The sequence below is a fragment of the Noviherbaspirillum saxi genome, assembly GCF_003591035.1.
GTDB lineage: Bacteria > Pseudomonadota > Gammaproteobacteria > Burkholderiales > Burkholderiaceae_D > Noviherbaspirillum > Noviherbaspirillum saxi.
The window spans coordinates 653172-668476 of sequence record NZ_QYUO01000002.1 but is presented as its reverse complement, the minus strand read 5'-3'; the positions used below and the strand labels follow the sequence as shown (position 1 = coordinate 668476).

Annotated in this window: 12 protein-coding genes; 3 read left to right on the top strand and 9 right to left on the bottom strand. The window is 56.0% G+C overall.

The window, feature by feature from the left end:
- Nucleotide 1 precedes the first annotated feature (1 nt).
- From D3871_RS18900 to D3871_RS18875, 6 genes are all read right to left on the bottom strand, one after another.
- Nucleotides 2-1513 (bottom strand): tripartite tricarboxylate transporter permease, encoded by a 1512-nt coding sequence (locus D3871_RS18900; RefSeq protein WP_119770622.1) that lies wholly within the window; start codon nt 1511-1513, stop codon nt 2-4.
- Nucleotides 1514-1519: 6 nt separating this feature from the next.
- Complete coding sequence (locus tag D3871_RS18895; RefSeq protein WP_199724839.1) at nt 1520-2047, bottom strand: tripartite tricarboxylate transporter TctB family protein; 528 nt, start codon at nt 2045-2047, stop codon at nt 1520-1522.
- A complete protein-coding gene (locus tag D3871_RS18890; RefSeq protein ID WP_119770621.1) occupies nt 2048-3010 on the bottom strand; it encodes a tripartite tricarboxylate transporter substrate binding protein in 963 nt (320 codons plus the stop codon).
- 160 nt (nt 3011-3170) lie between these two features.
- Nucleotides 3171-4199, bottom strand: a complete 1029-nt coding sequence (locus tag D3871_RS18885; protein WP_119770620.1) for a Bug family tripartite tricarboxylate transporter substrate binding protein — start codon at nt 4197-4199, stop codon at nt 3171-3173.
- A 180-nt stretch (nt 4200-4379) separates the two neighbouring features.
- Complete coding sequence (locus D3871_RS18880) at nt 4380-5465, bottom strand: IS630 family transposase (RefSeq protein ID WP_119771405.1); 1086 nt, start codon at nt 5463-5465, stop codon at nt 4380-4382.
- Nucleotides 5466-5636: 171 nt separating this feature from the next.
- Complete coding sequence (locus D3871_RS18875; RefSeq protein WP_119770619.1) at nt 5637-6536, bottom strand: GntR family transcriptional regulator; 900 nt, start codon at nt 6534-6536, stop codon at nt 5637-5639.
- A 385-nt stretch (nt 6537-6921) separates the two neighbouring features.
- On the opposite strand from D3871_RS18875, the gene D3871_RS18870 reads away from it, so the two are divergent.
- The 3 genes from D3871_RS18870 (at nt 6922) to D3871_RS18860 (ending at nt 10102) form a co-directional block, all read left to right on the top strand.
- A complete protein-coding gene (locus D3871_RS18870; protein WP_233575718.1) occupies nt 6922-8037 on the top strand; it encodes a lactonase family protein in 1116 nt (371 codons plus the stop codon).
- A 123-nt stretch (nt 8038-8160) separates the two neighbouring features.
- Nucleotides 8161-9222 carry an isocitrate/isopropylmalate dehydrogenase family protein gene (locus D3871_RS18865; RefSeq protein WP_119770617.1) on the top strand — a complete coding sequence of 354 codons (1062 nt, stop codon included), beginning with the start codon at nt 8161-8163 and terminating at the stop codon, nt 9220-9222.
- A 430-nt stretch (nt 9223-9652) separates the two neighbouring features.
- Complete coding sequence (locus tag D3871_RS18860) at nt 9653-10102, top strand: transposase (protein ID WP_158597984.1); 450 nt, start codon at nt 9653-9655, stop codon at nt 10100-10102.
- Between the two features lie 340 nt (nt 10103-10442).
- Here the strand turns inward: D3871_RS18860 and D3871_RS31395 are convergent, their stop codons facing one another.
- From D3871_RS31395 to D3871_RS18845, 3 genes are all read right to left on the bottom strand, one after another.
- The gene (locus D3871_RS31395; RefSeq protein ID WP_158597983.1) at nt 10443-10826 is read right to left on the bottom strand and encodes a methyl-accepting chemotaxis protein; all 384 of its coding nucleotides are present in this window, start codon (nt 10824-10826) and stop codon (nt 10443-10445) included.
- 510 nt (nt 10827-11336) lie between these two features.
- Nucleotides 11337-13001, bottom strand: a complete 1665-nt coding sequence (locus D3871_RS18850) for a class I adenylate-forming enzyme family protein (RefSeq protein ID WP_119770615.1) — start codon at nt 12999-13001, stop codon at nt 11337-11339.
- A gap of 31 nt (nt 13002-13032) precedes the next feature.
- On the bottom strand, nt 13033-15156 hold the full coding sequence (locus D3871_RS18845; RefSeq protein ID WP_119770614.1) for a 3-hydroxyacyl-CoA dehydrogenase NAD-binding domain-containing protein: 2124 nt from the start codon (nt 15154-15156) through the stop codon (nt 13033-13035).
- Between the last annotated feature and the right edge of the window lie 149 nt (nt 15157-15305).

The window sequence follows — 15305 nt, the reverse complement described above, 5'->3', positions numbered from 1 at the left end:
GTTAGTCATCTTCATGCAGTTGTACGCCACGCTTGCGCAAGTACATAGGCACAAACAGGACGATGCATGTTGCTGCGAGGATAGAAGCCGACAGCGGTTGCGTAACGAACACTAGCCAATCGCCCTGACTAATGGAGAGCGCATTACGCAGCTGCTTTTCTGCCATTGGCCCGAGCAACATACCGACAATGACGGGTGCTACGGGGAAGTCATAACGGCGCATAAGTACACCTGCCCAACCAATGGCAAACATCAGCAGCAGATCGAACGACGACTGGCGCATGCTAAAGACACCAATAGTGGCGAAGACCAGAATGCCGGCATTCAGATACTGCCTTGGAATCGACAGCAAGCGAACCCACACGCCAACCAGCGGGAGGTTGAGCAGCAGCAGAATCACATTACCGATGTACAGCGAGGCGACCAGTGCCCAGACGATGTCGGCTGAGGTTTGAAATAGCAGCGGACCGGGTTGCAGGTTGTAGTTCTGAAATGCTGCAAGCAGGATCGCCGCTGTTGCCGATGTCGGGATACCCAGCGTCAGAAGTGGCACCAGCGATCCGGTCACGCAGGCATTGTTTGCAGCTTCCGGACCGGCAACGCCTTCAATGGCGCCGGCGCCCTTGTTGGCGGCAAATTCTTCAGGGTGCTTGGTCAGTTTCCGTTCGGTCGAATACGACAGGAAGGTCGGGATTTCCGCTCCACCGGCTGGAATCGAACCAAAAGGAAAGCCAAGCGCCGTTCCCCGGATCCATGCAGGCACTGAGCGCTTCCAGTCCTCTCGAGTCATCCACAACGATGACATCCGGTTCTGCTTACCATCTGCCCCGTTGTCATACATTACGCTATAAAGCGCCTCTGCGACCGCGAACAGACTGACCGCCACCAGGACCACCTCGATACCGTCGACCAGTTCAGGGACACCATATGTGTAGCGGGCGGTACCAGAGATGGAGTCCATGCCGATCAGTCCGATGGCGAGACCGATACCAAGTGAAGCCATGCCACGCAACATCGAGGCGCCCAGCACCGCGGAGACGGTTGTGAAGGCGAAAATCAGGATGGTGAAATACTCGGCCGGACCGAATTTCAATGCCACTTCGGCGACAAAAGGCGCTACAAATGTCAAAAGAATGGTCGCGATCGTGCCAGCGAAAAAGGAGCCAATGGCGGCGGTAGCCAGTGCCGGCCCGGCCCGGCCGTTTCGCGCCATCAGGTTGCCCTCCATGGCGGTTACCATAGACGACGACTCACCCGGCGCATTCATCAGGATGGACGTTGTAGACCCGCCGAATTGTGCCCCGTAGTAAATCCCGGCAAACATGATCAGGGCACCGGTCGGGTCAACCTTTGCCGTCAATGGCAATAACACCGCGACTGTCAGAGCCGGTCCAATGCCTGGCAGAACGCCGATTGCCGTACCGAGGAGGCAGCCAAGAAAACCCCACATCAAATTGTACGGCGTCAGAGCGGCAGCAAAGCCTGCCATCAGGCTTGTAAGAATGTCGAACATGATAATTTAGATCCAGGGACCGACGAGCGATGGGAGTGCGAGACCGAGGCCGCTGGTAAAGAGCCAGAAGAGCGGCAATGTCAACCCCAAGCCAATTCCTACATCCCGTAACGGACGCTTGCTGCCAAAGCCTCGTGCAGCAAGCGCAAAGAGAATGGATGACGCAAGTACGAAGCCGATCTGAGTAATCAGCAGTGCCTCGACTAGAATTCCACAAGACACCCAGAACGTACCCGCCTTGTTACTCACCTTTGCTCCGCCTGCGTCAGCATCATCGTCGGCATCCAGATTATGAAAACCGCCCGACACCGCTTGCCAGGACAACAGGCTGCCTACCAAAAACAGGTAGCCTGCGATGGCCATCGGGAAAACATGGGGGCCAAGAATGGAATACCCCTTGTCAACTGGGAAGTGCTTTGCCCCATAGGCAAGCACCGCGCCGACGATGAGGAGAAACACTCCGATCGCCAGCTGGCGGAAATGTATGCGGCTGGTAGTCCCCATGTTGGCTTCAATCGAAGTGTGCAGGCTCATTTAGATCAGTCCTACGTTAGCCAGCAAACCACGCAGACGGGTATGCTCATCGTCGACGAACTTGGAGAAATCGTTACCAATCAGGATCCCGGGCGTCCACATGTTGGTTTTTACGGCTTCTTGCCATGTCTTGGTCTTGGTTGCGGCAACCACAGCATCAGTCAGGGCATTACGCTGCTCTGCAGTCAAGCCGCTTGCACCGTACACACCGCGCCAGTTACCGATAGCAATATCAATACCCTGTTCCTTCAGCGTGGGCGCGTTCAGACCAGGCAAACGCTCGGGCGAACCAACACCCAACACGCGCAACTGTCCTGCCTGCACATACTTAGCGAGTTCGGCATAGCCACCGGTGACTACACTAATATGGCCGCCCAGCACCGCCGCGATGACTTCACCGCCACCACCGAAGGCGATGTAGTTAACTTTGGTGACTGGTACGCCAAGCTTTCCGGCAAGTTCAGCAATGCCGATATGGTCAACCGACCCTTTCGATCCACCACCCCATTTGACGTTGGCCGGATCCTTCTTAAAATCTGCCATCAGGTCGTTCAGGGTTTTATAGGGGGATTCCTTGCGGACCGCGATGATGTTGTACTCAGTGAACAGGCGGGCGATTGGTGTTGCATTGGCAAGCGTGATTTGCGGATTGTTCTGAACCACACCGGTCACCATGATCGCGCCAACCACGCACAGCGCGTTGACATCTCCCTTGGTGCTATTGACGAATTGCGCAAGACCCAAGGTGCCGCCAGCACCACCCTTATTTTCATAGGTCGTGCCTTTAGCCATGCCGGCTTCCTGCATCGCTTTCCCCAGTGTCCGCGCCGTTTGATCGTAACCGCCGCCAGCGGATCCTGGTGCCATGAATTTCACGGTATCGAGTGCATGTGCTGGAATAGCTGCGGCAAGCGCGACCACTGTCATCGCACGGCAGATGTAACGGTTGAATGCCTTGTACATGGATGAATCTCCTTATAAGGTTTTAGTAGCGAGGGATGGGCAGCCGGCGTCAGTTTTCATCCTTGGATAACGCCGGACTAAATGTTCTGCTTAACGCAAACATCAAGCAGACCCGGTGACTGCCTGCGGAGGCAGGCAGTCACCGTGGCGGTCTCTTTAATCAGTCAACTTTGACGTTGTACTGTCGAATCAGCTGCGACCATTGCGCCGATTCACGTGAGATCAGGCTGGCGAATTCATTTGCCCCTTGGCCGATAGGCTCTGTCATGCTGGCGGTCAGTCGCTCCTGCACCTGCGGCGTCTTCAGCGCGGCCACGGTCGCGTTATGAATCTTGTTCTTGACATCAGCAGGCGCACCCTTCGGCACAACAAAACCAAACCATGATTCGAATTGATAACCCGGGACCCCGCTTTCGGCGACCGTGGGCACGTTCGGGAGGGCGGGGGAACGCTTGGCTCCTGTTACCGCCAATGCTTTTAGTTTTCCAGATTTAATATGGGGAATCGCCGCCAAGGGAAAGGCAACCATCGTGTTGATCTCGCCGCCAACAACACCAATCAATGCCGGACCGCCGCCCTTGTAAGGGACATGCATGACATCGACCTTGGCCATTGTCTTGAGCATTTCGCCAGCCAAATGGTTCGCACTGCCATTGCCTGCCGTACCATAGGAATACTTGCCTGGCTCCTTGCGCGCCAGTTCCAAAAACTCCTTGAGGTTATTCGCAGGCAAAGACGGGTGGGCGACGACGACCAAGTTGACTGCCGCTAGCAGCGTGACCGGATCGAACTGATCCAGTTTATAGCCGGGATTGCCGTATAAGGTGGGATTAAAGGCCATCGTACTCTGGTTAACGAACGTCACCGTGTAACCATCAGGCGCACTCTTGGCGCCAGCCGCGGTACCGATATTGCCTGCGGCGCCTGCACGATTGTCAATAATGATCGGCTGACCCAGCACTTCCTGCATCTTGGGCTGCAGGCTACGGCTGATCGCGTCTGCGTCGCCGCCCGGCGGCTGCGGGACCAGCAGCGTGACCGGCTTCGTTGGATATTTCGCATCGGCAATTGCCGCGGTAGGCAGGGCAGATAAGGCGATAGACATACAGCTGGCTGCAACTGCACCAAGCGCGGCATAACGAGTGCTTTTCATTAACATCTCCTGGATCGGGATAGCTTTACTGCTCATTTGTTTTTGCTTTTTGTGAGCATAGAATGCACAAACAAAAATGTCAAACGTTCTCGTGCATTTCAATCTTCATTTTTCGGTGTGTCGCTACAACTGCGGCAAGCAATGCTTGCGCCGTAAAAAAATCATGGCGAACGGCAACAGTCTCCTATTCGAGAGGCGACGCTGCAGAATTACAGGCTAGTGTAGTGCTTCGTTTTTCTTTGAACCAAGGCGGCGGTTGGCGCGAATGACTTTTTGCAGGATGTCATTGGACTTGGCAGTCCAGACGAAGGGTTTGGGATTTTCATTATGCACAGCGATGTACTCGTCAATGGCGGCAATCAGTTCGGGCACGCTCCTGAACACGCCGCGCTCCAGACGATCGGTCGACAGGCTGCGGAAGAAGCGTTCGACCATGTTGAGCCAGGAGGCGGAGGTGGGAGTGAAGTGCAGATGGAAGCGCGGATGCTTCTCCAGCCACGCCCGCACGGTGGGATGCTTGTGGGTGGCATAGTTGTCGCAGATCAGATGCAGTTCCTTTTCCTTCGGCGTTTCCCGATCGATTTGACGCAGGAAGTCCAGCCACTCGCCATGGCGATGCCGTTGCGCGCAGCGCGAGATGACGGCGCCGTCGAGCGTGCACATTGCCGCAAACAACGTGGTCGTGCCATGCCGCTTGTAATCGTGGGTCATCGTCGCGGCTTTGCCTTTTTTCAACGGCAGTCCCGGCTGCGTGCGATCGAGCGCCTGCACCTGGCTTTTTTCGTCGCAGCACAACACCAGCGCATGCTCCGGCGGACTGAGGTACAACCCGACGATGTCTTCCAGCTTCTCCGCGAATCTCGGGTCGCGGGAAACCTTGAACGTGGCGACCAGATGCGGCTTGAGGCCATGGGCTTTCCATGCCTTGTGGACCGTCGTGTCGGATATGCCCATCTCCGCCGCGAGGGTGCGCGTGCTCCAGTGCGTCGCGCCTTTCGGCGCCGTCTGCGTGGTCAGGCGCACGATCTCGGCGGCGTCAATCCGCCGTTTGCGCCCGCTGCGCGGCAGGTCGCCGTCAATGGCGGCGACGCCGCCTTGCGCGAACCGGCGACGCCACGCGATGACTTGGCCCCGACTGATTTCCATGCGCCGGGCGATTTCATGATTGCCCACGCCGTCAGCCGCCAGCAAAACGATTCGTGCGCGCCGGGCAGCCCGCGCATCGATCGTCTGCGACCTCACGCGGCGCTCCAGTTCACTGCGCTGTTCACCGCTCAACTTGATCGTCGTGGCCTCGTTCATCATTCGCTCCGCTCAAAGAATGATGTTATGGCAACGCGCAGGGAACATAGTTCAATGATTTCGAAAGCACTACACTAGTGGGGGAAAGGGAGTGAGGACATTCCCGAACTAGGCTGTCGGGAATGGTGAGAAACCGCAGAAGAATAAAAAAACGAGCTAGTCTGCAGCCAACTATGCGGCCTTCTCGCTGAACGTGGCTGTCAAGGCTTTCTGTCGACGAGCGCCGTCCAGATGATCTCGCATCAGCGTAGCCGCGCCCAAAAAGTCGCCCTTGGTGAGGGCGTCCAATATCGCCAGGTGCTCTTCCGCCTGAGCCCGGCGAGGTAACCGCTTCTCTGCCTGCATATATTCGACAAGCCGGCGCAACTGGTCGAGGCGGCGAACTGTCTGCAGGATGAACCGGTTACCCGATAAGTCCGCTATCGTCTCGTGGAAACGGGCATTGGCCTCAAAAAGCTCAATTGGCGTCATGGTCCGGTAGCCGTCTGCCGCAATAAATTCCTGCTGCCGACGGCAAGCCTCAAGGGCCGGCATGTCGAGCCTGAATTTGGGACTGAGAATGCCGGCGGGCTCAATGGCAATGCGTAACGCATAACTCTCTTCGTAAGCCTCCGGTGAATCAATCATGGACAGGAATTCCCAACCATGCCCGGTGCGCCGCTCGATCCACCCCTCCTGCTGAATCCTCGACAAGACCTTGCGAAGGGCTGCGCGGGTCACGCCAAACTGCTCCATCAAGTCGGATTCATTGACGACATCAGGCAGCCGGCCACGCTGTCTATCTTGCGCGATGTGCAAGTACAACGGATCTTCAGCAGCGGCTGACCATTCCTGCGCGGCGTTCGCCAGTTCCGATGCTGGAACAGCCAAGAAATAGCCACGGTTGCGGTCATGTTTGACGAAACCAATTTCGGCCAGATGGGCCAATGCTGCCGAGATCGGAAACCGCGACGTGCCAACGACTTGAGCGAGAAATGCTTCCGCCAAGTGGGTGCCGGCCGGAAGATTTTCTCGACGGGCGTAGACGATGATTTCCCGCAAGACACGGGTTTGAAGGGTAGTTAGTGCCATAGTGACCTATAAGGACGACTCACTACATTAACAAAAATCCGGTCGATTCGGGGATACCAGGAGCAGATGGCGCGCTTGGCACTCCCGCCTGCATCGACAAATGTGTTTGCATTGTATTTTCACATAATGCATTATAGTCGACACCGCGATTAATCGCACCCTCCCATTTTCAAGGCACCCTGCCATGTCCTCTCACGACACAGCCATTGGCACTGTACATTCAAGCGGGCGCTGCTACCGCATTTATGACGCGGGGACGGTTTGTCATGAAATTGATCCTTCGGCTTACGCGAAACTGCCTTACAGCTTCCGGGTTCCCGCTGACACGGTAAAGTAAAAGGCAGATGGTGCCCGAAAGGGCACCATCGAATAGAGTAAAAACACCATGACGCTTGAACAAACAATAAGCACCTCCAAAGCAAGCCCAATGTATGCCTATGTCGGCTCGCGGACCACCAGGCAGCGCAATGCCCAGGGCAACGGTGTCAATGTCTATGCTATTGATGCAGAAAGTGGAAAATGGACACATCTCCAACTGGTTGGTGATCTCGTCAATCCCTCTTTTCTCGCACTAGGCCGAGATCACCAAACGCTGTATACGGTGCATGGTGACATGGATGCAGTCAGCGCCCTGGCCATAGACGCAAAGACCGGACTGCTCAGATTCTTGAATCAGCAATCGACCGGCGGCTCCAATCCAGTTCATCTCGTCACCGATCCGGCGAACCGACTCCTGATCGTTGCCAACTATGCGACAGGAAGTATCGCCACCCTGCCCCTGAGCCAAGATGGATCGCTTGAGCCGCTGAATTCGCTCATCGAAGTCATTGGCCCTCCTGGGCCGCACAAGACACAACAAACATCACCGCATCCTCATCAGGCAGCGTTTGACCCATCCGGACGATACGTAGTGGTTCCAGACAAGGGAGTCGATACCCTATTCGTATTTCGGTTCGAGCCTGATAGCGGGAATCTGGTACCTGAACCACTGAGTCAGGTTAAAGCACGCAGTGGCGCAGGACCAAGGCATATTGCCTTTCATCCGACCTTGCCATATGCCTATGTCATGAATGAGCTGGACTCCTCGGTCACTGCTTATCGATTCGATGCGGATAGCGGCCGGCTGACGCCTCTGCAGATTATTCCCACTATTCCCTCCAACTACTTCGGAGACAACACGGGGGCAGCCATTACGGTTTCCTCGAGTGGCCGCTTTCTGTACGCGTCGAATCGCGGACACGACAGTATTCTTCAGTTTAGTGTTGATGAGGGAACCGGTGAACTTACGCAGATCGGCTGGACCGGAAGTCAGGGAATTTGTCCTCGTTTCATGTGCCTTGATCCGGACGGACTATTTATGTACGTTGCCAATGAAAGCAGTCATACGATCGTACAGTTCCATATTCATCAGGAGACAGGCCACTTGGCTCCCTCAGGGCAGGTAATTGGGACAGGAAGTCCCGTTTCGATTGTGTTTGCCACTCCGAATCCCGGACGGTAACACAACTCCGCGAGTGGTTTGTTGCCCCAGGCGGCCGTAAGGTAATCGTGCCGCTGGCAGGCCATGATCCCGCCGACACAAACGGCACAGGGATAAATCTAATTACATTTGAAAGGAATAAAAATGCGTATTCTCGTGTTGCCCGGCGACGGAATTGGTCCGGAAATCGTGGCCGCATCTGTTCAGGTGCTAAACGCGGTTAACCACGCTCTGGACCTCAATCTTCAGCTGGACTATGAGGACATCGGTTTTGCTAGCCTCGAAAAATACGGTACGACCCCAAGTGACGAAGTCATGGAGAAGGCACCAACATATGACGGCCTGATTCTCGGCACCCAATCCCATGCCGACTATCCTGCGCCGGACAAAGGTGGTAAGAACATATCCGCAGCGTTTCGCGTAGGCCTCGATCTGTACGCCAACGTACGCCCGTCAAGGACCCGCCCTTTTCTCAACAAAACGGGAAAGGAAATGGACCTGGTGATCATGCGCGAGGCTACCGAAGGTTTTTATCCTGACCGAAATATGTATCTAGGATGGGGCGAGATGATGCCGTCCCCTGACATGGCCCTTTCCGTTCGCAAGGTCACCGCACATTGCTGCGCGCGCATTGCCCGGCGCTCGTTTGAACTTGCGATGAAACGCCGCAAGAAGGTCACAGCAATCCACAAGGCCAATAGCTTCCATATGACTGACGGCCTCTTCCTGCGGGAAGTCCGCAAGGTGGCGCTCGATTTCCCCGAAGTCAAGCTCAATGACCTTCTCGTCGACGCGTCGACAGCGTACCTTGTACGCGACCCCTCGCGCTTCGATGTCGTTGTGGCCACAAACTTTTATGGGGACATCCTCTCCGATCTCGCAAGCGAACTGTCCGGTAGTCTTGGCTTGGGTGGCTCAATCATGGCCGGCGATAGCCTGTGCTGCGCCCAAGCACAACACGGCTCCGCGCCCGATATCCAGGGACAGAACAAGGCGAATCCAACTTCGATGATTCTGTCGGTTGGCATGCTCCTCACTTGGCTCGGTGAAAAGCACAACTCTGCTGCATTGCTGCAGGCGGGCCGCAAGATTGACGCGGCGGTCGATGCGACGCTCGAGAACCCTGCGACAAGAACCGCAGACATCGGCGGGACGATGGGCACCCGTGAGTTTTCGAACGCTGTCGTAGCCGCACTTGGCAAGTAATCTTGCCTATCCAGTAGTTCTATTGGTCAGTTATGGGGCACTTCAGACGTGCTCCCCGGGAATTAGGGCCGTTCTTAGTTCGAGCTTTTCGGCTCCTAATCACCTATCGGCATACCAACATGCGCCTTTGCAGTACTATCGCTTCCTTCCTGCACCAAGCCGCTTGCGGTGTCGCAACCGCCACTGTGCAACGACATGTTGGTGTCAAACGTACAGTGAATCCAATTCGTTGAAGCAGCCCGCGCCAGTGTCGAAATAGGTACCTGAATGCGCCCATTCTCACGCGACTTTCTCTCGCTACATCGGTATGCTGTTTCGGTCTGAAGTGATTCAAACGCTCAAAAAAAGCCCGCCGGGAGAGAAGAATCCTGCTCTTCATCGACGAGAGCGGCTTGAGTGAGAGGCCTACTCGAATCAAGACATCGTACCGGTGGGATGCACACCGGTACTGCGGCACAGTTTCAACGGGAAGCAGCTGACGGTGATTGCTGCGCTGGGTGTGCGTAATTTCTATTTCCGATTGGTGTACGGGCCGATTGGCAAACCTGAGCTCGTGCATTTTCTGAAGACGCTGCACAAGAAACTTCATCGGAAACTGCTGGTTATTTGGGATGGTCTGCCTCAGCATAAAAGCAGGCTTGTTGCCGATTATCTGAAGTCAACATCGGGAAAGGTCGTTGTCGACTATTTGCCTGGCTACGCACCTAAACTCAACCGGTCTGAATACATCTGGGCCTATATGAAGCAACGAGAACTAGGCAACTTATGTCGCAGCACGATTAGCGAGGTCAAGGCGTTCGCCTGCAGTCGCCTGAAATCTATGCAGCGTCGCGTCGGATTGATAGCATCGTTTTGGAAGCAGGCTGGCCTGAAACCCTAATGTCACCTATATCCTGAACGCGCAGTAGTAGTCACAGCGGAGGGCCCATTCGTTACTCCAAGTACGATTGTCTCAGGACAACAATTGTCCAATCGGCGATCCGAAGACAACTGGCTTCAATACTAATGTACGACGGCAAGCGCAGGAACTCAGTCGACAACAAGTCAATCACGCGCCCATCGGTCTTTGGACAATCCGAAACGAGATAACTACGGTCGAAATTATGGGCGGTGATACAGATGCTAACAACGTACAAGACGTTCCTCGTGGTTTGCAGGCCCTGGCAAAGGCGGAAGATCCAAAAGGTCGATTTTTTCGGGACATTGTTGTCCGCTGGCTGTTATTTCCCGCTCGTGATATCTGAAAACTTCTGCCGATGTAGCCCTCGAGGATTTAGCGCTTCAAGCAGGCGCATGGCGTTTCTAACATTGGCGCGATGAAAATCTGCATGTGGTGTCCAGGCGAGCGACTTAGTTTGCTCGGCTCGTAGATCACGTCTGAGCGCCTCGAGAAGCGCATTCATTTCATGAGAAAAAATACCGGGCAAATGAAGCATGATTTGATCTCCTTGGCGGCCATAGCTGAATGTTGCGTACTTCTGAAGCACAACGACAAAGTCACATCCCCGCTCCCCCGCGCGGGCATCTTCCACCGAAACATTTAGCGCTAAGATGTTTGTTTGAAACGCGATCCCATCTATAACACCACTAACGTCGGCGACCATACTCAAACTGCTCTTGATTGAGCCATTGTTTGTACTACTATTGTTACCGCTCCGCTACCGAGATCCGCGCCATGCGACGCCGACATGGCCATTTTATTTACTCGTCGCGCGTTGCCAACAGCGCACTCTTCATTGCCGCCCTCAACATCAGCTTGCCATTGGTCTTTTCAAACTCTTGAATGCATACATTCTTGTTGTGTGAAATAAGGGAATTCCCATCACGACCATAACGATAAGAATGGCGGGAACGAGGCCAGATCCGACACCTGGCCGTACGTCTGCAGGGAGATTACGCAGATTCATTTTCTGGCTCTTTCTACCAAAACGAAGGGGGATACAGACTTAGTAAGGGTGGGCAGAAATTCGCATCTTCGTAATGTTTCGCACCTAAACTTTCCCAACTGAGCACCGCCATATCCGCAGATACAGTCTATGTGATAGCCGCAACGTGAGCTTGCGTCAGATAGCTGCAATCTCTCTGCCACGACGCTTCAAAAATAAGCTTCTTTTTCAGATGTTCGAAAAGCGCGACTGCGCGACGCTTCGCAGCACCGAGAAGTCGATTTTTCCTTCTGGTGACATCGGCCATTCTCCTTCCCAAGTGAGGAAGTTGCGTGGGATCTCGTACGACGCCATTTTTCCCTTGCAAGCTTCGCGCAACATGGCATCGCTTTCGAGCAATGTGCCTTCCCGGGTTCTTACGAAACTGATCACACGCGCCCCCCAGTAAGGATCCGGAATTCCAACCGTTTTGACGTCATCGAACCGGTTCTGGAATACGTCCAGCAGCAAGGTGCTCACGCGGGTCGTGGACACGTTTTCGCCACCAGATTTGACGACACCTCCGAGCCGGCCGAGATAAGTCAGATAGCCATTGTCGAGATGGCCATAGTCACCACTGTGAAAATAGCCTTCTGTGTCAATGGCCTTGGCGGCTTCATCCGGTTGATTGAGATATCCGCGAAACATAAACGGGCTGCGGTAGCAGATTTCACCACCTGCGCCCTGTCGCATGCGCTCTCCGGTGTCAGGATTCTTGATCACGACCTGCACGCCGGGAAGCGGACGGCCATGCGTATGTTTATTCAGTCCCGCGTCCATGCAATCGTGATCGCCAAGCGAAATCAGGGGGCCATTCTCCGTCTGGGCATACAGGCCTGTGACGGTCGCGCCCGCCGGACACATCGCACGAACGAGATCAATTGTGGCCGGGTCGCCCGCCACTATAGCCTTGTCGATAGTAAATGCGTAGTCCTTGAAGCCTGGAACCCGATGCATTCCCTGCCAGTGCGCCTCGAAGCCAGATGTCGCTGTGATGCGATGACGATCGACCAGTTGCACCGCGGTTTCCGCGTTAAAAGACTCCATCAGATACAGCGTGCTTCCGCTGAGGACCAGATTCAGGTTAATCGCGAAGAGCCCGCTGTTGTGGAACAACGGAGACAGATTGAGAAAACGTTCCTGCTCCGTATACGCCAGTGACCTGGCAGCAAAGTTGACGGCGGCAAGCGGTGGACGATGGTCCCACAAAGCGCTTTTTGACAACCCGGTGGTCCCTGACGTCTGACAGATGAACTGGATATCATCGGGCCTACCTGCGGTCCGCAATTTGTCCAGCCGTTCATGATCAACGGATGTCACCTGCCCGAGCAGGGTATGGAAATCAAGGAACTGTTCGTCGCGTTCGTTGGTGCGGCTCACGCCGACCATGTACTGCAAGGATGGTACGGCCGCTGACGAGACTCTTCCCTGCCCATTAAAGACCAGATCCGGCAGGGCCTCGCACAGCAGCTGCAGATAATCTCGTCCCCCGTACCGGTGCACAATGACGATGAGTTTCGGTGCATTGCGCGGGAGCACGCCGGAGAGTTCAAGTGTTCCCCACAGCAGGTTCAATGGGTTGACCACTGCGCCGATCTGCAATGTTGCCAGGTACAGGCTGACAAACTCGGGCGTAGGACTTGGCAGAGTGGAGACAACATCCCCCTTTCCGATGCCGAGATTCAACAGAGCTTGCGACAACCGGTCCACTTCGTCGCCTAGTGCCCGGTAACTCATCTCCCGTCCTTCGTAGACCAGCGCCGCCTTGTCCGGGAACGTGGTACGAGTGGTAGCGAACAGCTTTGGGACAGTCTCGTTATACCATGCACTGCGGGCGATACGTTCTTGCAGCATGCTCTTCTCCTCTCCATCGTCACAGGGAATCTCAGTTCTCCGGCTTGATTGGCCAGTCTCTGAAATGCAGTCCTCTCTCTGCCATGAACGCCAGAAGCAAAGAGATGCTCCAGTAACCGTGCTGATCCCCGCGCAGTTGTGCGTAATGGTCCAAGCGCCCGGCGATCTTTGCGATACCGATGGTATCGGCCAGATGCATCGGGCCACCCCGGTAATCCGGAAATCCGTAGCCATTGACCCAAACGAGATCAATATCGCCGGGACGATACGCAATCCCTTCTTCGAGAATCCTGGCGCCTTCATTGACAAGCGGGTACAAGCAGCGCTCGATGATTTCTTGGTCAGTGATACCCGTGCGGCGCGCAATGCCATACTTTTCCGCGAGCGCAATACAGATCGTCTCAACCTCAGGATCGGGAACGGGTGTGCGGCCGTCATAGCGGTAGTATCCGAAGCCTGTCTTCTGCCCAAAGCGGCCGAGCTCCATCATTTTCTGTACTACGGCACGGTAGCTCGGGTCAGCGGGTAGGGCACCTGCCTTCCCGCGTTCGATCACAACTTTTGCTGCAACATCAAGACCGGCCAGATCGAGCATGCGGCACGGCCCCATTGGCAGGCCAAGCGACTGGATCGCTCGGTCGATCTGGGCGGGACTCGCGCCTTCCATCATGAGGAACTCAGATTCGCGTAGATAGGATTCCAGCATGCGGTTGCCGATGAATCCGTAGCAGACGCCTGACACGACCGGCACCTTGCCGATGGTCTTGGCAAGGCGAACGATGGTGGCTAGCACATCAGGGGCCGTCTGGGCACCGCGCACGATTTCCAGCAGCCGCATGACATTGGCTGGACTGAAAAAATGCATGCCGAGGAAGTCCGCGGCACGGCCGCTGGCCGTGGCCAGAACATCGACGTCGAGCGTGGAAGTGTTGCTGGCAATGATAGCGCCAGGCTTGCAAACTGCCCCGAGGCGTTGCGAAACCTGCTTCTTGATGTCGAGATTTTCGAACACGGCCTCGATCACGAGGTCACAGTCGGCCAAGTCTTGAAAATCAAGGGAACCGGTCAGCAATCCCATGCGGCGGGCAGGTTCGCCCGGCGCCAGCTTGCCCTTGGCGGCCGTGTTTTCGTAGTTCTTGCGCACGATGCCCAGGCCGCGATCCAGCGCCTCCTGCGAAGTCTCGATGATTACCACAGGGATATCGGCGTTGGCGAAATTCATGGCGATGCCACCGCCCATCGTTCCCGCGCCGATGACGCCGACCTTCCGGATGGGCCTCGGCGCCACATTTTCCGCGACGCCCGGAATTCTGGTCGCTTCGCGTTCGGCAAAAAACAGCTTACGCATTGCCTCGGACTGCGGTGAAACACGGCATTCCTCGAACAATCGGGCCTCGACACCCTGACCCTGCAGCAGCGGCAGCGTCGCGGCAGCTTCCACGCAATGCACAATGCGCTGTGGCGCGGGATAAGCTCCCTTCTTTGTCTTTACTTCGTCGAGCATCGTCTCGAAGAAATCCGGCTCGACATCCTCCATCGACACCGTCCGTTCCCCGGTACGGCGCGGCCCCTTGCCTGCGGCCACCAGACCCTCCATAAACTGAACGGCGGCCGCGTCCGGATCTCCCTCGGCAAGCGCGTCGACTAGCCCTGCCTGCAGCGCCCTGTCGGCACCGATGGGGCGACCGCTGAGCATCATGTTTAGTGCCTGCTTGACTCCCACCAGGCGCGGCAGGCGCTGCGTTCCATGCGAACCGGGCAGGATGCCGAGCAGCACTTCCGGCAGGCCGAGCCGTGTGGACGGCGCGGCGATGCGGTAGTGGCAAGCCATGGCCAGCTCGAGGCCGCCGCCGAGCACGGTGCCGTGCAGCACCGCCACCACGGGACGGCCGAGGTTTTCGATGCGGTTCAGGGTAGTGTTGAAGGGTTCGGTAGTGAAATCCGGCTTGGAGAATTCGGAGATGTCCCCGCCGGCGACGAAGGTGCGGCCGGCCGCGCAGACCACCAGTGCGCGCATGGAGGGATTTGCTTCGAAGCGGTCGACCGCGGCTTTGATGCCCTGCACGACAGCGGGCGACAGTGCGTTTACCGGGGGATTGTCGATGCGCAGTATCGCAAGCGCGCCGCGCTGTTCGAGAGACACGAGATTGCTCATCCTGGGGAGTCCTTTATGACATGGCCAATAACCGCTTCAGGTTAGCAGCTCCAAAATATGTGATCTTGCGTCAAGTGGCTGATGGATGCCGGGTGCGTCGGCTTTGCGTAGCAGGTTCACACAAGACGCGCGCACGCCAAGCTGCTACC

What these genes read in the sequence shown, in the direction of transcription:
- D3871_RS18845 (WP_119770614.1), bottom strand. Translation starts at nt 15,156, where the DNA reads ATGAGCAATCTCGTGTCTCTCGAACAGCGCGGCGCGCTTGCGATACTG.
- D3871_RS18875 (WP_119770619.1), bottom strand. Translation starts at nt 6,536, where the DNA reads ATGGCACTAACTACCCTTCAAACCCGTGTCTTGCGGGAAATCATCGTC.
- D3871_RS18880 (WP_119771405.1), bottom strand. Translation starts at nt 5,465, where the DNA reads ATGAACGAGGCCACGACGATCAAGTTGAGCGGTGAACAGCGCAGTGAA.
- D3871_RS31395 (WP_158597983.1), bottom strand. Translation starts at nt 10,826, where the DNA reads ATGGTCGCCGACGTTAGTGGTGTTATAGATGGGATCGCGTTTCAAACA.
- D3871_RS18870 (WP_233575718.1), top strand. Translation starts at nt 6,922, where the DNA reads ATGACGCTTGAACAAACAATAAGCACCTCCAAAGCAAGCCCAATGTAT.
- D3871_RS18900 (WP_119770622.1), bottom strand. Translation starts at nt 1,513, where the DNA reads ATGTTCGACATTCTTACAAGCCTGATGGCAGGCTTTGCTGCCGCTCTG.
- D3871_RS18890 (WP_119770621.1), bottom strand. Translation starts at nt 3,010, where the DNA reads ATGTACAAGGCATTCAACCGTTACATCTGCCGTGCGATGACAGTGGTC.
- D3871_RS18885 (WP_119770620.1), bottom strand. Translation starts at nt 4,199, where the DNA reads ATGAGCAGTAAAGCTATCCCGATCCAGGAGATGTTAATGAAAAGCACT.
- D3871_RS18865 (WP_119770617.1), top strand. Translation starts at nt 8,161, where the DNA reads ATGCGTATTCTCGTGTTGCCCGGCGACGGAATTGGTCCGGAAATCGTG.
- D3871_RS18850 (WP_119770615.1), bottom strand. Translation starts at nt 13,001, where the DNA reads ATGCTGCAAGAACGTATCGCCCGCAGTGCATGGTATAACGAGACTGTC.
- D3871_RS18895 (WP_199724839.1), bottom strand. Translation starts at nt 2,047, where the DNA reads ATGAGCCTGCACACTTCGATTGAAGCCAACATGGGGACTACCAGCCGC.